21 protein-coding genes are annotated in these 20505 nt (G+C 61.2%); 15 read left to right on the top strand and 6 right to left on the bottom strand.

Annotated elements, in window-relative coordinates; genetic code table 11:
* Positions 1–66 precede the first annotated feature (66 nt).
* The 3 genes from NKF25_RS08610 to NKF25_RS08600 all read left to right on the top strand — a co-directional run bounded on the left by NKF25_RS08610 (position 67) and on the right by NKF25_RS08600 (position 2230).
* Positions 67–435: a YkvA family protein gene (locus tag NKF25_RS08610; RefSeq protein ID WP_253226270.1), complete on the top strand. Its 369-nt coding sequence runs from the start codon at positions 67–69 to the stop codon at positions 433–435.
* 83 nt (positions 436–518) lie between these two features.
* Positions 519–1268, top strand: coding sequence for an MBL fold metallo-hydrolase (locus NKF25_RS08605; protein ID WP_253226269.1), 750 nt, complete (start codon positions 519–521; stop codon positions 1266–1268).
* 92 nt (positions 1269–1360) lie between these two features.
* A complete protein-coding gene (locus NKF25_RS08600) occupies positions 1361–2230 on the top strand; it encodes a zinc-ribbon domain-containing protein (protein WP_253226268.1) in 870 nt (289 codons plus the stop codon).
* Between the two features lie 11 nt (positions 2231–2241).
* Here the strand turns inward: NKF25_RS08600 and NKF25_RS08595 are convergent, their stop codons facing one another.
* The 3 genes from NKF25_RS08595 to NKF25_RS08585 all read right to left on the bottom strand — a co-directional run bounded on the left by NKF25_RS08595 (position 2242) and on the right by NKF25_RS08585 (position 6036).
* Entirely contained in the window at positions 2242–2427 is a 186-nt protein-coding gene (locus NKF25_RS08595) for a hypothetical protein (protein WP_253226267.1), read from the bottom strand.
* A 103-nt stretch (positions 2428–2530) separates the two neighbouring features.
* Positions 2531–3622 (bottom strand): DNA topoisomerase IV subunit A, encoded by a 1092-nt coding sequence (locus NKF25_RS08590; RefSeq protein WP_253226266.1) that lies wholly within the window; start codon positions 3620–3622, stop codon positions 2531–2533.
* Complete coding sequence (locus NKF25_RS08585) at positions 3619–6036, bottom strand: DNA topoisomerase VI subunit B (protein WP_253226265.1); 2418 nt, start codon at positions 6034–6036, stop codon at positions 3619–3621. The genes NKF25_RS08590 and NKF25_RS08585 overlap by 4 nt, the downstream gene beginning before the upstream one ends.
* A 244-nt stretch (positions 6037–6280) precedes the next feature.
* On the opposite strand from NKF25_RS08585, the gene NKF25_RS08580 reads away from it, so the two are divergent.
* The 3 genes from NKF25_RS08580 to gyrA all read left to right on the top strand — a co-directional run bounded on the left by NKF25_RS08580 (position 6281) and on the right by gyrA (position 11471).
* Entirely contained in the window at positions 6281–6967 is a 687-nt protein-coding gene (locus NKF25_RS08580; RefSeq protein ID WP_253226264.1) for a hypothetical protein, read from the top strand.
* Positions 6968–7068: 101 nt separating this feature from the next.
* Positions 7069–8985, top strand: a complete 1917-nt coding sequence (gyrB, locus tag NKF25_RS08575; RefSeq protein WP_253226263.1) for a DNA topoisomerase (ATP-hydrolyzing) subunit B — start codon at positions 7069–7071, stop codon at positions 8983–8985.
* The gene (gene gyrA, locus NKF25_RS08570; RefSeq protein ID WP_253226262.1) at positions 8982–11471 is read left to right on the top strand and encodes a DNA gyrase subunit A; all 2490 of its coding nucleotides are present in this window, start codon (positions 8982–8984) and stop codon (positions 11469–11471) included. The genes gyrB and gyrA overlap by 4 nt, the downstream gene beginning before the upstream one ends.
* Before the next feature lie 45 nt (positions 11472–11516).
* On the opposite strand, the gene NKF25_RS08565 is transcribed toward gyrA, so the two are convergent.
* Positions 11517–11900 (bottom strand): hypothetical protein, encoded by a 384-nt coding sequence (locus NKF25_RS08565; protein WP_253226261.1) that lies wholly within the window; start codon positions 11898–11900, stop codon positions 11517–11519.
* Between the two features lie 551 nt (positions 11901–12451).
* Positions 12452–13372, bottom strand: a complete 921-nt coding sequence (rocF, locus tag NKF25_RS08560; protein ID WP_253226260.1) for an arginase — start codon at positions 13370–13372, stop codon at positions 12452–12454.
* Positions 13373–13520: 148 nt separating this feature from the next.
* On the opposite strand from rocF, the gene NKF25_RS08555 reads away from it, so the two are divergent.
* The 9 genes from NKF25_RS08555 to NKF25_RS08515 all read left to right on the top strand — a co-directional run bounded on the left by NKF25_RS08555 (position 13521) and on the right by NKF25_RS08515 (position 19946).
* On the top strand, positions 13521–14054 hold the full coding sequence (locus tag NKF25_RS08555) for an Rrf2 family transcriptional regulator (RefSeq protein ID WP_066146514.1): 534 nt from the start codon (positions 13521–13523) through the stop codon (positions 14052–14054).
* A gap of 123 nt (positions 14055–14177) precedes the next feature.
* Positions 14178–15548, top strand: a complete 1371-nt coding sequence (locus NKF25_RS08550; protein ID WP_253226259.1) for a hypothetical protein — start codon at positions 14178–14180, stop codon at positions 15546–15548.
* Between the two features lie 2 nt (positions 15549–15550).
* A complete protein-coding gene (locus NKF25_RS08545) occupies positions 15551–15823 on the top strand; it encodes a C2H2-type zinc finger protein (RefSeq protein ID WP_253226402.1) in 273 nt (90 codons plus the stop codon).
* A gap of 112 nt (positions 15824–15935) precedes the next feature.
* Positions 15936–16412 (top strand): GNAT family N-acetyltransferase, encoded by a 477-nt coding sequence (locus NKF25_RS08540; protein WP_253226258.1) that lies wholly within the window; start codon positions 15936–15938, stop codon positions 16410–16412.
* A 76-nt stretch (positions 16413–16488) separates the two neighbouring features.
* Positions 16489–16863 carry a DUF555 domain-containing protein gene (locus NKF25_RS08535; protein WP_253226257.1) on the top strand — a complete coding sequence of 125 codons (375 nt, stop codon included), beginning with the start codon at positions 16489–16491 and terminating at the stop codon, positions 16861–16863.
* Positions 16864–16907: 44 nt separating this feature from the next.
* Entirely contained in the window at positions 16908–17447 is a 540-nt protein-coding gene (locus NKF25_RS08530; protein ID WP_253226256.1) for a CBS domain-containing protein, read from the top strand.
* 102 nt (positions 17448–17549) lie between these two features.
* Entirely contained in the window at positions 17550–18125 is a 576-nt protein-coding gene (locus NKF25_RS08525) for a metal-dependent hydrolase (protein ID WP_253226255.1), read from the top strand.
* A 67-nt stretch (positions 18126–18192) separates the two neighbouring features.
* A complete protein-coding gene (locus NKF25_RS08520; protein WP_253226254.1) occupies positions 18193–19353 on the top strand; it encodes a low temperature requirement protein A in 1161 nt (386 codons plus the stop codon).
* Between the two features lie 71 nt (positions 19354–19424).
* On the top strand, positions 19425–19946 hold the full coding sequence (locus NKF25_RS08515; RefSeq protein ID WP_253226253.1) for an N-acetyltransferase: 522 nt from the start codon (positions 19425–19427) through the stop codon (positions 19944–19946).
* Positions 19947–19966: 20 nt separating this feature from the next.
* Here the strand turns inward: NKF25_RS08515 and NKF25_RS08510 are convergent, their stop codons facing one another.
* Positions 19967–20383: a hypothetical protein gene (locus NKF25_RS08510; protein ID WP_253226252.1), complete on the bottom strand. Its 417-nt coding sequence runs from the start codon at positions 20381–20383 to the stop codon at positions 19967–19969.
* Positions 20384–20505: the final 122 nt, after the last annotated feature.

The raw sequence follows: 20505 nt of genomic DNA, 5'->3' as shown, positions 1-20505 counted from the left end.
TTCGCTCGACCTGCGCACCGTCCCCGAGCGGAACGATTACTTTCGTCACTCACGACCACCCAAACGATGCCGAACTGGCGCGACCGGGCCCGTGACCTCCGACGCGAAGTCACGGCGCTGGCGATTGCTGGCCGTGACCCCAGGACGCCGTGGTACTCGAAGGTTATCGTTCTCGTGACGGTCGGACTTGCCGTCAGCCCCATCGACCCGATTCCGGACTTCATTCCCGTCCTCGGCTACGCGGACGACGTGGTGTTCATCCCCCTTGGCGTGTACCTCGCTCGGCGGGGCATCCCCGACGACGTGATGGCCGACGCGCGCCAGCAATCGAAGGATCGGGAGACGGAAGACGGCGTGGTTGGATGGATCACTGCCGTGTCGATCCTGCTGTTTTGGGTCGTCGTCGGAGTTCTACTCTGGTATTTCCTCGCCTAACTGGCATCCCTCGGCCGATCGGACCGCCACCGACGATCTCCGCCATCCGAATCCTTTTTTCGGAACCCCGCCTACCGAATCCCATGACTGTACGACATGACGGACTGACGGTGGACTGGTTCGGCTACGCGACCGTGCGTCTCGAAACCGACGACGGGTTCGTCGCGTATATCGACCCCGGACGGTACGGGGTTCTGACCGGTGAATGGGAACCGGACAGCCCCGACGCCGCCCACCCTGAACCGGTGGATTATCGAGCGAAGGACGGGGACGTCGTCTTCGTCACGCACGATCACCACTACGATTCGGACGGCATCGAGCGCGTCGCGGCGGACGACGCCACGCTCGTCGTCTACGACGGCGTGAACCCGGACGGGATCGACCGTGACGTGAAACCGCTCTCCGAACTGCCCTACGACGTCGTTCGAATCGGCGAGGAGGACCACGTAACGGTCGGTCCCTGTGGTGCGTGGTCGGTTCCGGCGTACAACGAGGAAGGCGGCCCACACGTCCAACACAACGGTGAGCCAGTGCATCCGAAAGGGTTCGGCGTCGGCTACCTGCTGTCGCTCGCCGGAACGACCGTCTTCTGGCCCGGGGACTCCGACGTGTTGGACGGCCACCGTGAACTCGACGTGTCGCTGTTCTTGCCGCCCATTGGCAGGAGTTTCACGATGAACCGACACGCGGCGGCCGCGTTGGCCGCCGACCTCGACCCCGACCTCGTCGTCCCGATTCACTACAACACGTTCGCCGCGCTCGAAGCCGACTCGGCGGCGTTCGCCGAGGACGTCGAAGGACGCGGTATCGCGGTTGCGCTCGACGAGGAATAGGGAATCGTCCGGAACGATCCCCGTTCCGTTCACCAGTCCGAACCGTTCATCACAACACAATCTTCTTGAGTCGAGACGGGGTTGGTTCACACATGCGTTCCCGAAGTCCCTCCAACTTCTGTTCGCAGTGCGGTTCGTCGCTCTCCTCGAGCGATTCGTTCTGCTCCCAGTGCGGGAGTGCAGTCGATTCGGGTGGGAGCGATAGCTTTCGCTCACAGCATTCACGGCACACCCAGAACTCACGATACCCGCGAGACGACGGTTTTCGCCGCCGAATCGAGGACCTCACGGTCGAAGGCTGGGACGTAAAACAGGATTACGGCGACCGCGTCGTGATGATAAATCGCGGGTTCGGGTCGATTCCGCTCCACATCCTCCTCCTCATGTCCACCAGTGGCATCGGCAACTTGCTGTATGCGTGGTACTGCTACTCGCCGGGCGCGGAGCGAATCGAACTGCGCGAGGATGGCTCCGAGGAGTACTTCGAGGACGAGGGATTCTCCACCGACTGGACGGTCAAACGCGCCCTCGCGTTCGCCGTGAGCCTCGTCTTCGGTTCCCTCGGCGTCCTGTTCGGGTTGTTTCTCCTCCTGACCAACTGGGCCGGAGCGGGATTGGTCTTCGGCACTCTTTCCCTCCTGCTCGGCTTGTTCTTGCTCGTTCTCACACCGCAACACGTTCCCGGACTCAGGTCGCCGACGACGTTCGGTCGGGTTCGTTCGACGGACGAGAAGACGGTCTACGAACCGGCCACGCCATGCTCGGTGTGCGCCAAACCGGTCGGAAACGGCGTCGAGCGGAAGTATCACGAACGGAAGTACGTCGCAGGCGTCCCCGTGAAAACGGTGAACGAGGGAGAAAACCACTACTGTCGGTCGTGCGCTCGCGGTGACGTGGACCATCGCACCGAAACCGGATTCGGCGAGACGACCGAGAGAGAGAGAGAGAGAGAGTTCGTCTGATTTCGTTCGGCTCAGTCGGACAATCCGCCGTGCAGTGCATCGGCCACTGCGAACACGGCGAGACCGATGGCCGCAACTCCGGCGAACTGTGTCAGAAACGGGTTCGAGACGTGTATCGAGTAGTTGGTCAGCGCCCAGACTAACGCGAAAATCATCGCGCCGATACCGGTGAGCTTCAGGTTGAGCCAGTTCCCCATCGTCTCATTCGTACGTACCGGCCACCTATGAAACCAACCGTCGTTCAAGAATGGTTGACCGTGTCGCTGGGGAAACGAGGTCCGAAAAAGCGAATCGTCCCGATCAGATGATTCCCATGTCCGAAAGGCGTTCCGGGAGATAGGTGTCGGTCACGAAGTCAAGCCCGTGGGAGGCGAGTGCCTGCTGTTCGGACTTCTTTTCGATGTCGAGTTGGAGTTCGATCTGTTCCCGCCAGTAGTCGGTCTGATAGCGCGGGTCTTCGAGTTCGCTTTCGAGCGCGTTCTTGTCCGAATCGCTCAAGGGGTCGGTCGGCAGGTCGTACTCCACGATGTCCTTCGGTTGGATGCCGATGAACTTCGCCTCGGGCGTGGCGAGGTAGTCGCTCAGGTGTGCACTCTTGATGGAACCGTAGGCGACCGAACCGTAGATACGGTAACTCCACGGGTCACCGTCTGTAAATACGGTGACCGGTAGATCGAGTTCCTGGTGAAGTCGCTTGGTCAGGCGGCGGGTCGCCCGTGCGGGCTGACCGCCGAGGTGGACGATTATCGTGTTGTACTCCTCGTCGAACCCGTTCTCGACGAGTCGGTCGCGCATCCCACCGGTCTCGACACAGAGGACGAAATCGGCATCGTGGTCGAGGAACTCGATGGTGTCGGGATTGTTCGGAATCTGGTAGCCGCCCTGTCCCACGTCCTCTTGACAGTGAATATCGCGGTCGCCTCGATTCGTCTGCTCCCGGAGGAGCAGCGGTCCCATCACCTTCGCGCCGGACTCCTCGGGTCGCATGTGGAAGTCCTCGCGGGTGACGTTCGAGACGATCTCCAGGTCCTCGATGAGTTGGTTCGACTCGTCCTGGTTGGAAAACTGCGCCTCGTCGGCGTCCCACGACTCGGAGAGGTAGTACAACTCACGGAGGGTGGACGAGCGGTCTTCCTCCAACTGGTTCGCGAGGAAGTCGATAGTGTACACCGCTTTCAGGAGCTTTCTAGCCCCGCGGACGCTGTTCGCGCTCCGGGTGCTCTTCCGGTCGCCGTACACCCAGACGCGGTCGTCCTCGTCGTATTCGATGTTGCTCTTCGTCCGGGTCGGGATGGACATCTCCGGGATCTTCCCCCCCGCGAACTGGTCGTAGAACTCCGCGGCGAGGTCGATGAGTTTCTGCTGGGCTTCTTCGTTGGTGTCCGTGCTCATGTGTTGTTGGTCAATCGTTCGTCTTCGATTCCTTCGACCCTGACGGCGTCGAACGATACGTCATCGGCGACGTTGTATTCGAGAACGGATTCCTCACCGCTTTCGACGGTGGGTTCCCACGTCACGAACCACTCGCCATCCATCTCGACGGCGGTCGCGCCGTCCGAGAGGTTTTGGGGTTCGGCAGCCACGATTTCGGTCAGCTTCGGCGACTCGTTGGTCGAACCGTGGTTCTCCACGACGAGTTTGACGAGGTCGTCCTCGACCTCGCGTTCGACCAGCACGTTGTTCATGATACGCGCCAGCGAATCGCCGATTTCGAGCCGTTCCTGGCCGGTCATGGTCGAGAGCTTTTCGGCCATCTCCGGCAGGATGGTGGCGATGACGTTCTGTTTCTTCTGGCGCTTCTTGAGCGACTGGCGCTTGTTGAGGTACGATTTGAGTTCGCGGGCCGCCTCCCGAATCGCCAACTCGATCTCGTCCTCGATGGCGGGCACGTTCGCGATCGCGTCCTTCGACTCGCTCGTGAACGGGACGTTCGTGGACGCCACGTGCACCATGATGACGACCGGTCCGTTCGGGATGCCGCTGCCGCCGGGTTGATCGAGATTGTAGTTGCGCCAACCGATGGATTTCACCACGTCCGTCGTGGCACACGCACCGCGCTGGTACACCAGCGGCACGCGGTTCGCGAAGCGGAGCAGTTCGGCCGACCCTTCGGCTTGTAGTTCGCCACCGTAGGCGATACCGGCCTCCACGATGAACGGGTCGCCGCCGTGAACGTCGGCGTCACGGGTCGCGGCCGCGTAGAAGTCCGCGTCGTACTCCTTGCGGAGTCCGGCCTCCACGAGTTCCGCCGTGATCGGCGACAGGCAGTTGGTCGGCGGCGAGATGATGTCCGTCTCCTTCATCGCGTCGAGGAGTTCGCTCGCAGTGTCGCGGCTGTCGGCGACCGTCCGAACCTTCGGTACCTCGTCGGGGACGGTCACCATCGAGTTCCAAATGGCTTCGACGACGTTCTCGCGGGCCGTCTCGCCAATGGTCACCTCTTCACGTTCCTCGGTCATGTCGGCCGCACGGCCGACGTATTCGACGAGGCGGCTTTCCGTCGCTCGGTCGTGACCGTCCTCGCTCTCGAACTTCGCGGCGATTCGCTCCGCGAGGGCGCGAACCGTCTCGTCGTCCTTTCGAACGCTCGTCGCGTCGTCGGCGAGTTCGTACAGGTCGGTGACGCGGTCGTCGGAAATCGCGTCCCACGCCGCATCGAGCGCGTTTTCCTGGACCGTCTTGCCGAACGACGTTCCGAACTCCTCCTCGGTTTCGTCGGCGACGAGGGCGATGACCGCACGGAGTTCGTGATGCGAGATACGGTCGTTTTCGTCGACTCGCGTCACCACGTTCTCCGCGAAGGAAGCGGTGGCGTCGGCACCCTTGTTCGCGACGGCCTCCTCGATGGCCGATTCGAGGTCGACTTCCTCGTGTGCCTGCGGGGGTCGCCATGCCGCCTCGCGGCCAAAGTGGAGGTCGCGGAAGTTCTCGATGACGTTCTCGGCCGTCTTCTTTCCGACACGGGTGAACTCCTCCTGGAGGAAGCCCGAGATGCTGTGGGAGTCGGTCGCGCTGAGCATCTTCAGGAGCGTCCCGAGTTCGACGCCGTGTGGATGCGGGCGGATCTCCTCGGTTTCGGTGGGGAGGCTGGCCCCCTCGGCACGTTCGAACACCATCTCCTCCCCGTTCTCCATCCCGGGTTCCTCGAAGACGATCTTCGCGTGCGGGTTGACGACGGCGGTGTGTTTGATGTATCGGAGGAGTTGCTGGCGGGCGCGCATGTTCGCTTCCATCTCCAGTTCGATACGTGTGCCGTGCGTTCCGACGAGTTCGCGGCCGACCGGCGGCGTGTCGGATTCGGTCTGGATCTCGGGTTCGTTCTCGTCGGTGTCGATGATGAGTTCGAAGTAGCGCTGTCGGTCGCTCCCTTTCGGCTTACTCGTGATCTTCGCGGGTTTCCCGCTGGTCAATTGGGAGTAGAGGACGGCGGCGGAGATACCGATACCCTGCTGGCCACGGGACTGCTCGCGCTTGTGGAAGCGCGACCCGTAGAGCAGTTTCCCGAACACTTTCGGGATCTGCTCGCGGGTGATCCCCGGACCCTCATCCTCGACGATGAGACGATAGTAGTCGCCGACCTCCTCGATTTTCACGCGGACGAACGGCTTCAATCGGGCTTCTTCGGAGGCGTCGAGGGCGTTGTCGACCGCCTCTTTGACGGCGGTGACCATCCCCCGGGCACCGCTGTCGAAGCCGAGCATATGCTTGTTCTTCTCAAAGAACTCGGCGATGGAGATCTGTCGCTGGCTTTCGGCCAACTCTTCGGCGATCCCCTCGTCGCCGAGCGTAGACTGCATCGAAGGCATTCTTCGCCAGTATTTATCCGCGGGAACGTTAAAACTGCGCCGATGGTGCGGAGTGAAAGTGAAAGTGACCGCGGAGAGGCGGTTACGCCGTGATTTTCGACGGTTGGGGATTTCAGCGGGTGCGAAACGGGGATGTTTCGAGTCGCCCGGATGCGGTTTTCGTCGTTCGATTGTGGGGACCATCGGTCAAAGGGGCATTTGAGTCATCACCGTGATTTTGTCGGTGGAATGCGAGACGTTCCGTATGCATCGCCGACGATTCATCCTCGCGGGGGTGGCTTACACCGGTGCGTTTGCGGGGTGTCTCGGCCAGTCACCCGACACGTCGACTTCGTCGACCATGTCGGGTTCGACCGCCGCTGGTGCGACCGATGGGACGCGAACGACGGCGGCAAACTCGACTACCGAAACGACCCGAAACCAGGGTGTGACCACGACATCGTCCACATCGGGAACGGATCGCGTCGTCGCGGTGGCTGACGCCGGTTCGTTCGAAACCGGAGGTATCACCGGGTCGCTCTCGCTCCGGAAGTCGAAAATCACCGACGCGCATACCGCCGAACTGGTTCTCTCGCTCCGGAATCGGTCGTCGGAATCCGTGACCCTTTCGTACAATCGGCCGCGTGGGTTGGACCTCATTATCGGAACGAAATCGTCGGGAACTGCTCGGGTGTTGCTGGTCGGCGGGGGGACGAAGTGGACGCGGACAGATGGCTGTTGGCAACCCGACGCACGCGTGCTCGAACGAGGTGTTCCCGATCAGGAACGGTCGATCACGATTCTAGGTGGGGAGACGTGGAACAAAACGTGTCATCTGTGGAACCATCCCGAAAACACGTCCTGTCTCCCTCGGGGTACATACGAGTTTGCTCGTGTCTTCCGGCGAAACGACGCTAAATCGACGTGGCGGTTCTCACTTTCTCTCTCCTGAGTGGCGTGGGATAAATTCGGTGTGTCGGATAATTTTACTCTGCTCTACGCGCGCGTGCGTGAACTTTATCAGTGGTGCCTGCCTACTAAAAATCAGAATTTATGAGCGACGGAAATGAGTATAGTGCTGGGCAGATTCAAGTTCTCGAAGGGCTCGAAGCCGTTCGAAAACGCCCAGCGATGTATATCGGTTCTACCGACTCCCGTGGGTTACATCACCTCGTCTACGAAGTGGTGGACAACTCCATCGACGAGGCGTTAGCCGGATACTGTGACAGTATCGACGTAACGATCCACGAAGACGATTCGGTGAGTATCGCGGACGACGGACGTGGAATCCCCGTGGACCGCCACGAGGAGTACGACATGCCCGCATTGGAGGTCATCCTGACGGTCCTCCACGCTGGCGGGAAGTTCGACAACAAATCCTACCAGGTGTCCGGCGGTCTCCACGGCGTCGGCATCTCCGTGGTGAACGCCCTCTCGGAGAAGTTCGAAGTCGAAGTGAAGCGCGACGGTGCCGTCTGGCGACAGACGTTCAAGCGTGGCGACCCGGCGGGAGAGATGGAACGCGTCCGCGACATGCGTGACGACGAGGAGACGGGCACGTACCAGCGGTTCTGGCCCGACCGAGACATCTTCGAAACGACCGATTTCACCTACTCGACGCTCGAAAACCGCCTGCGAGAACTCGCGTTCCTCAACTCCGGCGTCGAAATCGTCCTCGACGACGAACGAGACGGGGAGAAACACGACACGTTCCGCTACGACGGCGGTATCCGCGAGTTCGTTGAGTACCTGAACGAGACGAAAACCGCCCTCCACAACGACGTCATCTACTTCGAGGACGAAGCGGACAACATCCAAGTCGAAGTGGCGATGCAGGCCACCGACGAGTTGCAGGGGTCGATTCACGCGTTCGCGAACAACATCAACACCCGCGAAGGTGGCTCGCACCTGACCGGATTCAAGACCGCCCTCACGCGCGTCGTCAACGATTACGCCAACGATAACGACATGCTGGGCGACATCGACGAGAACCTCCGCGGCGAGGACATCCGCGAAGGGTTGACCGCCGTCATCTCCGTCAAACACCCCGACCCGCAGTTCGAGGGGCAGACCAAAACGAAACTCGGCAACAGCGAAGTCCGCGGTATCGTCGAGAGTGCCGTCCACGAGGGACTGTCGGTCTACTTCGAGGAACATCCGGACACTGCACAGGCAATCATCCGCAAGGCGGTCGAGGCCGCGAAGGCCCGCAAAGCCGCGAAGAAGGCCGAGGAACTCACGCGCCGCAAGAGCGCGCTCGAATCGAGCGCGCTCCCCGGCAAACTCGCGGACTGCCAGTCGCGCGACCCGAAGAAGTCCGAACTGTTCGTCGTGGAGGGTGACTCCGCGGGCGGGTCGGCAAAACAGGCCCGCGACCGGGAGTTCCAAGCCATCCTGCCGCTGTTCGGCAAGGTTCTCAACGTCGAGAAACACCGTCTCGACCGCGTGCTCGAAAACGAGAAGATCCGGAACTTCATCACGGCCATCGGCTCCGGCGTCGGCGAGGAGTTCGACATCGAGGAGACGCGCTACCACAAGATCATCATCATGACGGACGCGGACGTGGACGGGGCGCACATCAGGACGCTGTACCTGACGCTCCTCTACCGCTACATGCAACCGTTGCTCGAAGCGGGCTACGTCTACGCCGCCCAACCGCCGCTGTACCGGGTTCGATATCGCGGAAACACGTACGACGCGATGACCGAGGAGGAACGCGACCGCATCATCGAGGAGAAATGCGACGGGAACCCGTCGCAGGTCCAGCGGTTCAAGGGACTGGGCGAGATGAACCCCGAACAGTTGTGGGAGACCACGATGAACCCCGAGAACCGAATCCTCAAGCAGATAACCATCGAGGACGCCGCCGCGGCGGACAAGATGTTCTCGGTGCTGATGGGTGATTCCGTCGGCCCACGGAAACAGTTCATTCAGGACCACGCGACCGAAGCGGAGTGGGTGGATATATGAGCTCCGACACACCGGACCTGCCGGACGAAGTCGCGGAGAAAGTAAAGAGCGTCCGCGTCGAGGACGAGATGGAACAGAGCTACATCGACTACGCGATGTCCGTCATCGCGGGTCGTGCGCTCCCCGACGTTCGTGACGGGCTGAAGCCCGTCCACAAGCGCATTCTCTACGCGATGCACCGGTCGGGCGTGACGAGCAGCGCGAGTCACCGTAAATGCTCGAACATCGTCGGGGACACGATGGGTGACTTCCACCCGCACGGCGACCAGTCGATCTACGACGCACTCGCCCGGATGGCACAGGAGTTCTCCATGCGCTACCCGCTCATCGACGGGCAGGGGAACTTCGGTAGCGTGGACGGCGACCCGCCAGCGGCGATGCGGTACACCGAGGCTCGGATGGACTCGCTGTCTGAGGAGATGCTCGCCGACATCGAGATGGACACGGTGGAGTTCAAGCCGAACTACGACGGGCGCTTGCAGGAACCGGAAGTCCTCCCGTCGGCCGTCCCGAACCTCCTCATCAACGGTTCGTCCGGCATCGCGGTCGGGATGTCCACGAACATCCCGCCGCACAACCTGGGAGAAGTTATCGACGCGACGATCGAACTCATCGACAACCCCGACGCGACGATAGAGGACCTGATGGAGCACGTCAAGGGACCGGACTTCCCGACCGGCGCGAACATCGTCGGGCGTAACGACATCCACCAGGCCTACACGACCGGACGGGGACGCCTCCGCGTCCGCGCCGAGTACGAGGTACAGGACGACCGAATCGTTATCACGGAACTGCCGTTCCAGACGAACAAGGCGCGACTCATCCAGCGAATCGCCGACCACGTCAACGACGGCACTATCGAGGGAATCCGCGACCTGCGCGACGAGTCCGACCGCGACGGCATCCGCGTCGTGGTCGAACTCAAGCAGAACGCGATCCCGGAGGTCGTCGAGAACCAACTGCTGAACCACCGCCTCGAACGCACGTTCAGCATCATCTCGTTGGCGCTGGTCGACGGCCAGCCGAAAGTGCTGACGCTGAAGGAACTGCTCGAACACTACCTCGACCACCGGCGCGACGTGGTTCGACGGCGGAGCAAGCACGAACTCGGCGAAGCCGAGGAACGCGCTCACATCCTCAAAGGTCGGCTTCGAGCGCTCGAAAGTATCGACGATGTGGTCGACCTCATCCGCAACGCCGAGGACCGCGACGGCGCGCGGTCGGGCTTGCAGGAGACGTTCGACTTCTCCGAGAAGCAGGCCGAACACATCGTCCGGATGCAACTCGGCAGCCTCACCTCGCTCGAATCCGAGGAGATCGAGGCCGAATACGAGGACGTGACGGCGCGCATCGAGCGCCTCGAAACCATCCTCGGCGACGAGTCGGAGCTACTCGCCGTCATCAAGGACGAACTGCTGGAGATGAAGGAGAAGTACGCCGACGACCGGCGGACGAAAATCGTGGAGGACACGTCGGAGGTCACCCGCGAGGACCTCATCGCCGAGGAGGACGTGTTCGTCGTCGTCACCGAGCAGGATTACGTCAAACGAATGCCCATCGAGCGGTTCGACGCGCAGGGCCGCGGCGGCAAGGGTATCATCGGTGCGGACCTCAAAGAGGACGACAAGATTTCGAAGGTGTTCCGCGCGAACACCCACGACTACCTGCTCTGCTTCACGAATCACGGGCAGGTCTATCGCCTGAAGACCTACGAGATACCGGAGATGTCGCGCACGGCGCGCGGCAAATCCGCCGTCAACATCCTCGACTTGGGACGGGACGAGGACATCACCGCCGTCATCACGACGGACGAGTTCGAGGAGAACGAGTCGTTGAGTATGGTCACCGAACAGGGCTACGTCAAACGTACCACCGCGAAGGAGTTCGAGAACATCCGCTCGACCGGAAAAATCGCTGCACGGCTCGAAGACGGCGACAAACTCATGGACGTGAAAGTCACGGATGGCACGAAGGACCTGCTCATTTCCACGAAGAACGGGATGACCATTCGCTTCGACGAGACGGAAGCCCGCGAGATGGGTCGCAGCGCCCGCGGTGTTCACGGCATCAAACTCGACGACGACGACGAAGTCGTCGGGATGGTCGCCGCGAACGGCGACGTGGACGACCTGCTCACCGTCACCCGTCGCGGCTACGGGAAGCGGACGAAACTCGACGAGTACCGCTCCCAGTCGCGCAACGGCAAGGGCCTCATCGACATCAAGACCGGCGAGCGAAACGGGCCGGTCACCGAAATCAAGACCGTCATCGAGGACGACCACCTCGTAATGATGAGCGAGCGCGGTCAGATCATGCGCATTCGCGCGGCCGACATCTCGGAAGTCGGTCGGAACACGATGGGCGTCACCGTGATGGACGTGGACGAGGACGACCGCGTAGCGAGCGTGGACGTGATCCCCGCGGAAGCGGCGACGGCGGTTCCGGACGACGCGGAACCGATAGAAGACGACGCGGCCGACGAATAACGGTCGGTACGTTTTCAGTCGAAACGACGATTTTTCGACTCGGGATCAGTCGTGCAGAACCAGCGAGTGAAGCGCGGCGACGGTCGGCGTGAAACACGTCGGGTCGGAACTCGTCCCGACGAAGACGCCCTCGTTCTCCATCGAGTTCCACACCAGAAAGTGGGTCGAGTTCTCGAAACTGCGAATCGTGAAATCGAGGTCGCCGAGGAGGTGTGTGAGTTCGTCGTGGTCGTGGGGAACGATCTGTTCGTCCACGACGACGTCCACGAGCGTTCGGATTTCCGCCGGTGTGAAACTCTCTTGGACTCCTTCGTGAAGATACGATACCGAGTAGTCAGCGTGGACGAAATCGCCGTAAAACACACCGTGAAGGTCGTCGCCGAGTTCGGTTTTTAGCTCGTCGGCCAATCGATTCACTCGTTCTCGCATGACTTCCGATTTTTCCGGTGGATAATAAATTAGCGCGTTTTATCGCCGAAATGTTGGAAGAATCGTAGATTCCCGGGAGTTTACCCAGTTCTTGGCATTCGCTCGCGGCGGACGCGTCCGCCGCGAGCGTTCGAGTCGCGCCCGTCAATCAATACAACTACCGGAGCGACGAAATCTGCACGACTGCCAGTAACTCGAATTTTCACAACCGCCCGAGATCAGCAAGCGACACAGTCCACTGTGTTGTAAAATTAATACATCCATCGACAACAGCCGGTGACACATCCGCCAGTCGCTAGCAACTCCACCGAAAGACCTCCGGTCTTTCGAGCCATCAAAATCGCGACGCGATTTTGAGATACCGGAAAATCTTCGATTTTCCGGGCCGACGACCCCGAAGTAGGATGAGGAGTGTCTTCCTGAACGTAGTGAAGGAAGGCCAGGAAGTCGCATGCCCGCACAGCGTAAGCGAGCAGGAACGTCTTCCGTTGCTTTTGGTCCAGATTTTTATCGAGGGTCGCGGAGCGACCCTCGCAATAAAAAGGTGGGTTCTAGAGAATGCGCTTCCCGAGCGCGCTCGCCGCCAGTTCGGTGCAGAGCGCGGCGGTTTCGTTGTGCTCGTCGAGAATCGGGTTCACTTCCACGAATTCGAGCGAGCGGAGGATACCATCCTCCCTGTTGCGCGTCGCCACGATTTCGAGGGCGGAATGGGCTTCACGGTAGCTGACGCCGCCGCGAACGGGCGTCCCGACGCCGGGGGCTTCCTTGGGGTCGAGCCAGTCCATGTCGAAACTGACGTGGATGCCGTCCACGCCGTCGGTGGCGATGTCGATTGCTTCCTCCACGATTTCGGTGATTCCGTGCTCGTCGATGTCGGACATCGTGAAGGTCGTGACGCCGCTCTCGCGGATTGCATCGACTTCGGTGTTGTCCACGCTTCGAAGCCCGACGAGGACGACGTTTTCGGCGCGCAGGCCGGGCGCGTTCGCCCAGTCAGTGTCCGCGAAGTCGTCCACCGCGAGCGCGCCAGCGAGCGGCATGCCGTGGACGTTCCCGCTCGGGGAGGTCTTCGGGGTGTTGAAGTCGCTGTGCGCGTCGAACCAGATGGCACCGATTTCGGCGTCGCGGGCCGACCCGCCGAGGGTTCCCATGGCGATGGAGTGGTCGCCGCCGAGGACGAGCGGGAAGGCGTCGTCTTCGATCGCGCCTGCCACCCTGTCGGCGAGGCCTTCGCACGCGTCCGCCGTCTCGCGGAGGAATTTGGCCTTTCCTTCGTTCGGCTCGTGCGTTTCCGGATCGCGCTCCTCCGCGCGCGGGACGCTCAGGTCGCCGGTGTCGATGGCGGTCACGCCAGCGTCGGCGAGTTCCTCGGCCAGTCCGGCGTAGCGAATCGCGGACGGCCCCATGTCCACGCCACGTCGGTTCGCGCCGTAGTCGACCGGTGCCCCGATGATTTGGACGGGTTTCGTCATACTAGAATGGACGAGGTGGGGGGGTTTCAAAGGCAACATTTCGGGCGGATGGATTGGTATTTATACCTGGAGTTTCGACAGATAACAGACAGCGATTCTCCCGGCATATTCGGCGGATTTAAGGAAATCAATTACCAAGTTTCCTCTAATGTCTAGTATTGAGTTGACGCCTAGTCAGGAGACGATACTGACGGCACTCGTAAATCTCCACCGTGAGACAGAAGATGCGGTCAAGGGCGAGGACATCGCCGAAGAAGTCGACCGCAACCCAGGAACGATTCGCAATCAGATGCAGAGTCTGAAAGCGCTCCAACTCGTCGAAGGTGTTCCCGGCCCGAAGGGCGGCTACAAGCCGACCGCGACGGCCTTCGAGGCACTCGACACGCAAGAACTCGACTCCGCCGCCGAGGTGCCACTTACCCACAACGGCGAGGAAGTCGAGCAGAGCAACATCGAGGAGATCGACCTCACGAGCGTGCACCACCCCGAACTCTGCCGCGCGGAGATCCACCTCCGTGGCTCCGTCCGTGATTTCCACGAAGGCGACGCGGTGAAGGTCGGCCCGACGCCGCTCTCGAAGCTCGTCGTGGAGGGACGCGTCGACGGCAAGGACGACACCCGGAACATCCTCATCCTGAAGATCGAGGGGATGGAAGCGCCGACGGAAGAACCGAACCACTGAGTTCGGGAGCGATTCGAACGGGTTCGTATCTCACACGTTTGAATCTCACACGTTTTTCATTTCTTTGACGCCTGCGGTCCGCTTTCGGAAACTATTATCGACCGACGCACTCTAGTTCAATCGATGCATCGCCGAACACCGATTCGGTACACGACTCGCGCGGTCGCCGCGCTGTGGCTCTTCATTGCCCTCTCCGGTCACGCGCTGGCACACGGGGCGAGTATCGAGGGTTCATCGAAATCCCTGTCCGTCCCCCTCTGGTTGTTCATCCTCACGAGCGGCGGCGTGGTGAGCGCGTCGTTCCTCCTCGCCAGTTTCATCACCGACAGAAGCTTCATCCGTGAGATTCACGACTGGCAACGATTCACGTCGTGGTCGGCAGACACGGTCATTCACGCGACGAAAGCCATCGGCGTCCTCGTTCTGCTCGGAATCATCGCCGCCGGATGGTACGGTCCGCCCACGTCGCGCGAAAACATCGCCATCATCTTCGTCTGGGTCGGGTGGTGGGCCGCGTACACCACGACGGTGTACATCTTCGGCAACACGTGGCCCGCGCTGAACCCGTGGCGAACCATCGGAAACCTCCTCCCCTCCCTCGACGTTCACTACCCCGAGCGATTGGGCGCGTGGCCGAGCGTCGTCGGACTGCTCGCGCTCATCTGGCTCGAAGTGCTCAGCCCCCTCGCCAGCGAACCCAAGATGTTGGCCGATATCATCGTCGCGTACTCGCTCATCACGCTCGCGGGAACCGTCGTATTTAACACCGAAAGGTGGTTCAGCACTGTCGATCCCGTGGCCCGCGTCTTTCGCTACTACGGGCGGGTCGCCCCGTTCCGCCGAACCGAGTCAGGGTTCGAGTTCCAACTACCGGGTGCGCGGTTGACCGAGACGAAGTACGTGACGGGGATCGACGAAGTCGCGTTCATCATTTCTATCCTGTGGGTGACGACCTACGACGGGTTCGTTTCGACGCCGCTCTGGGCGGACATCGAAGGCGCGGTGACCGGTGCCGGAGTGCCACGACACGTCACCTATCTCGCGGCGCTGCTCGGTGGGTTCCTGCTCTTCCTCGGCGCGTATCGACTGGCCGCGCGATTGGCCCATAACACGGCGGACACCTACCTCACCACCTCGGCGATCACCCGGAAGTTCGCGCCGTCGCTCCTGCCGATAGCCGTCGGGTATCACCTCGCCCACTACGTGGGTTACTTCCTCTCGCTCTCTCCCACCCTCTTGGGAATGTTGTCGAACCCGATCAACCCGCCCCAACCGATCATCATCGTCCTTCCGCCGTGGTGGAGTGCGGTCAACATGGCGTTCATCCTGATCGGCCACCTGCTCGCGGTGTGGGTGGCCCACGCCACGGCGTACGAGGTGTTTCCGAGCAGGATGCAGGCGATACGGAGCCAGTACCCGCTCGTCGCCGTGATGATCCTGTACACGATGACGAGCATGTGGGTCGTTTCGCAACCGACGATCACACCACCATGACCATGACGATAGCGACAGACTACCACGTTCCGTCCGGCGAATCGGCCTACGAGTGTGCCTACTGTGGTTGCCCGTTTCGGAGAGAGGAGTATCTGGTGCTCCACCGCGGGTTGCAACACGGGGACGAACTCACCGAGGGCGAAGTCGAGGAGTTCTACGACACCTACGAGGAGGAGACGGAGGAACTCAAACACTTCCGTCTCAAGGCGCTCGGCGTGCTCGTCCTGCTGTACTTCGGCTTCCTGTTCATCTACGCCATCGTCGGCCTGTCGTAGTCGAACGAGGGGACGATGGATGGAGATTCGAGACCGACCGTATCCCGCTTCCGAATAGTAGGCTATCGCCTGCATCCGAACTGTTAGGGTCCCATCCGTTGTCACCTGTTCTATGCTTTCGATTCGCTCCGCGACGGAGGCCGACGCGAAATCGATTCTCGACCTCCGGAAGGCGTCCATTCGGGCCTTCGGACCGGAGGGCTACCACGACGAACAGGTGGACGCGTGGGCCGCCCAACCGCTCGGAGTGGCACCGTATCTGGAGTCGATCCGTGACGAATCGAAGTACGTTATCGTCGCGGAGGAGGACGGTGAGGTTGCCGGGTTCGGTCGTCTCGAACTCGATACCGGCGTTCTCTCGGCGGTGTACGTCCACCCGGAGTACGCGCGGAACGGTCTCGGGTCGTCGCTGCTCTCGCATCTCGAATCCGTGGCGCGAAACGTGGGGTTGGATTCGCTCTCCCTGCACGCGTCGCTGAACGCGGCCGACTTCTACGAGGCGAACGGGTACGAACGGATCGAGACGGTCGAACACGAGGTGTTCGGTGGCGTCGAACTCGCGTGCGTCGAGATGTGGCGGGACCTGTGAAACGATTGGTCATCGAACTGCCCGGTTCCGACCGCCAAACCAAAAGACACGAAACCCTCCGGTGTTTGGTTCGAGTATGAGCAATTACCTCGTTGCGATGGAGGCGGCTTGGTTGGTACGCGATGTCAACGACATCGACGACGCCATCGGCGTCGCCGTCAGCGAAGCAGGAAAGCGGCTAAATCAGAAGAACATGGACTACGTCGAAGTCGAAGTCGGCGCGACGGGGTGTCCTGCCTGCGGCGAACCGTTCGATTCGGCGTTCATCGCGGCCCACACCTCGCTCGTCGGTCTCGTCCTCGAAATGAAAGTGTTCAACGCCGAAGGCGAGGAACACGCCCAGCGAATCGCGAAGAGCGAAGTCGGCGGCGCGCTCCGCGACGTCCCGCTGTCGGTGGTCGAAACCATCGAATTCGGCGAGGACGAGGATATCGACTTCGGCGACGAATAAACGGTCCGAACGATTTATACCATAACCATTGGTAATTTCTAGGCATGGAACTCCCGACACCCCAAGATCTTCGGGAACACCGAACCGATTTGGGACTCACGCAGAGTGAACTCGCAAAGCGGGCCGGTGTCTCACAACCGCTCATCGCCCGGATCGAGGGCGACGACGTGGACCCGCGACTCTCGACGCTCCGACGAATCGTCAACGCTTTGGAGGAATCCGAGGGCGACATCGTTCGTGCGAACGACCTGCTCCACAAATCCGTCGTCAACGTCGGCCCGTCCGACACGGTGAGCGAGGCAGTACAGAAGATGCAGGATGCTGGCTACTCCCAACTCCCCGTCATCAAGGAGGGCGTTCCGGTCGGTTCGATCAGCGAAAGCAGCCTCGTCCACGTCAACGAGGACGCCCGCGACGAGGCCGTCCGTGAGTTCATGGACGAAAGCTTCCCGACCGTCTCGAAGTCGGCCACGCTCAACGAAATCAGCAACCTCCTCGACCACTACAAAGCAGTCATGGTGACCGAAGAGGGCGAAACCATCGGCATCGTCACCGAAGCCGATATCGCGGCTCGACTGTCCTAACGCGAATTGGGGTGTCTTCCGGTCGCAGTCGCTTTTTCGGTCGTGTCGAGCGATACCGTTTCTCACCATAGACGTATCTTCGAAGCGGACGTACGGCGAACCATGTGGCCGTGGGAATCCGCGATTTTCGCCTATCTCTGTTATTCCGCGTTCGTTCACGTTCGTCATCACGAACCACCGGGCGGTACCGCGATCGTCGTCGCCGCTGTCGCCTCGGTCGTCCCCGACCTCATCGACAAGCCGTTGAGTTGGCAGTACGGCGTCTTTCAAAACGGGTATGCGTTCGGTCACTCGCTGTTCACCAGCATCCTCGTGATCGCCGTCGCTCACGCGCTCGCGCGGCGAACGACCCGTCCCCGACTGGGACTCGCGTTCGGTATCGGGTTCCTCTCGCACAACGTCGGTGACGCGCTCGAACACATGAACGAGGGAATCCGGTACGGTATCGAACACATGCTCTGGCCTGTAGTCGTGCTCCCACCCGACCACGACGCGGGGTTCACCGGGACGGTCGGGCAACTCCTCGCCGAGTATCGGGCCCACCTCGTCCATCACGACTTCACGTCGTACTTCGTCCTCGTCGGAGCGATTTCGGCGTGCACGTTGCTGCTCTGGGCGTACGACGGCTTTCCAGTCTTGCGCGAGCTAGTCGTGACGGTCCGTCGCGCGGTTCGATAGTTCGAAACTGCCACTTCTCCCATCGCAATTATGCCCCCGCAGGTTCTCGTTCGGGACGAAAAAAAGTATGTCAACGATGAGCACGAGTGATGTCGAGTCCGTGGACGAGGTACAGCACGACGGGGACGTCACGCCACTGGAGTTGTTCTTCGATTTGGTGTTCGTGTTCGCCGTCACGCAAATCACGGGCTTTCTGACGAATCACCTGTCGTGGCCGGGCGTCGTTCGCGGAATCGCCCTACTCGCCGTGGTCTGGTGGGCGTGGGTCGGCTATTCGTGGTTGACGAACGCCATCCCGGCCGAGGAGATCCTCCCCGAGCGGTTGGTCATCCTGTTGGCGATGGCGGCCATGCTCGTCGTCGCGCTGACGATTCCGCGTGCGTTCGGCACGGACGCGGTATTTTTCGCCGTCGCGTACTTCGTCGTTCGCGCGTTGCACGTCGTCCTCTACGGACTGACGACGCCGCCGGAGACCCGGAAGGCGATACTCCGACTCGCACCGGGATTTTTGGGAGCGCCCGTCCTGCTCATCGTCTCCGGGTTCGTCGGGACGACGCTACAGGCGGCGCTGTGGACGACCGCAATCGTCACCGATTATGGAATCGCACGATTTCGGGGCGTCGAAGGGTTTCACGTCCAAGCGAGTCACTTCGTCGAACGCCATCGACTCATCATCATCATCGCGCTCGGCGAATCCATCGTCGCCATCGGCGTCGGCATGGCCGGGTTGACGATCACCCGGCGACTCCTGCTCGCCGTCCTCTTCGGGTTCGTGCTCATCGCGACGCTGTGGTGGCTCTACTTCGATTACATCACGCTCGCCGCCGAACGGCGATTCGCCCGGGCGTCCGACCGCGAGCGGGCGATACTGGCGCGCGATTCATACAGCTACATCCACCTCATGATGATGGGCGGCATCATCTTCGTCGCGCTCGGCATCGAACAGACGCTGGCACACCTGAACCAACCGCTCTCCGCCATCCCCGCCGTCGCGCTCTGTGGCGGCGGAACGCTCTATCTCTGTGGTCACAACGCGTACCGGTTCCGCGACCACGGCACTATCAGCGTCGCGCGGGCCATCGTGGCAATCGTCGCGGTGCTGTTGATTCCGGTGATGATGGTGGTACCCTCCTTCGTCGGTCTCGGCCTGCTCACCGCGCTGCTCGTCGTCCTCGCCGCCTACGAGACGATTCGCTCGGAGGACCGACGACGGCTTCGTTCACGTTGAACGACGGCTTCGCACGAACTGAGACTCCGACTCCGCGACAGTTTTTTCATCGGTCTCGCTGACGTTTTCGCATGGGCATCGACGTCCGTCCGGCGACGCGGGAGGACACCGACGGAATTCAGCACGTCGCGGAGCAGGCGTGGCATTCGGCACACGCCCCGATAATCGGGACCGAGACGACCGACGAGTTCCTCGAACGCTACTACGACGCCGCGACGTTCCGCTCGTTGGTCGAGGACGACGATTCCATCCTCGGCGTTGCAGCGGACGACGGGAAAACGGGGGACGAGAAAACGGAGGCAGACGTCGTCGGGTTCGTCGGCGCAAGTCCAACCGACGGCGATTCCGCGACGTTCGATCTGGGGCGCATCTACGTGCTCCCGGGAAGATGGCGCGAGGGAATCGGCGGCCGACTGCTTTCACACGCCGAGCGGATGGTCGCGGAGTGCGGCGGCGAGCGAATCCAACTCGGCGTCATGGCCGAAAACGAGCGTGCCATCGAGTTCTACGAGTCGGCAGGCTACCGCCGCGACGAGAAGTTCTACGACGAGCGCATCGACACGTCGGGGTACGTGTACGTGAAGGAGTTGTGAGAGTGCAATGAGCGGCGGAATCAACAGATGGCGTAGGTGATTCCGACCGACCCGTCCTTCTGTACCTGTATATCGACGTTCCCGTAGCACGCGTTCGTCTTGGCCGTCGTACACTGTTCGTACCCTGTGTCGCTCGAACTGGTATCGAGGATTTGGGCACAGACGCGGAACGTCTCTACGTTCGTCGTCTCTGCCTGTTCGAGATTGTACAGCGCGGCCGTGTCCCCCGGCCCGATCTGTCGAGTGGTCGAGAAGACGGTTTCGTCGGCTGCCTTCCGGACGATCCAGACGTGAATCGTCCGCTCCTCGTCGTACCTGTTTTCGAGCCAAATAGTGTGATCCGAATCGAACGATTGTACCCCTGACCCCATCACACACCCCGAAATAGCGAACATACCGGCGGAACCGAGCAGAGCGCGACGGGTCAGGTTGGGCATGACAAAAACCCACACCCAAATTAAATAAATATTCTGGTAATACCGCTTCGGAGACGTAGCAGTTTCACGCCGTGAGGATACGACTTGGCAGCGATTCAGCTGGTTTCGGTTCTCCCACCTGC

Source organism: Haladaptatus sp. AB643 (genome assembly GCF_024136975.1).
GTDB lineage: Archaea > Halobacteriota > Halobacteria > Halobacteriales > Haladaptataceae > Haladaptatus.
This window is presented reverse-complemented; position numbering and strand designations above follow the sequence as displayed.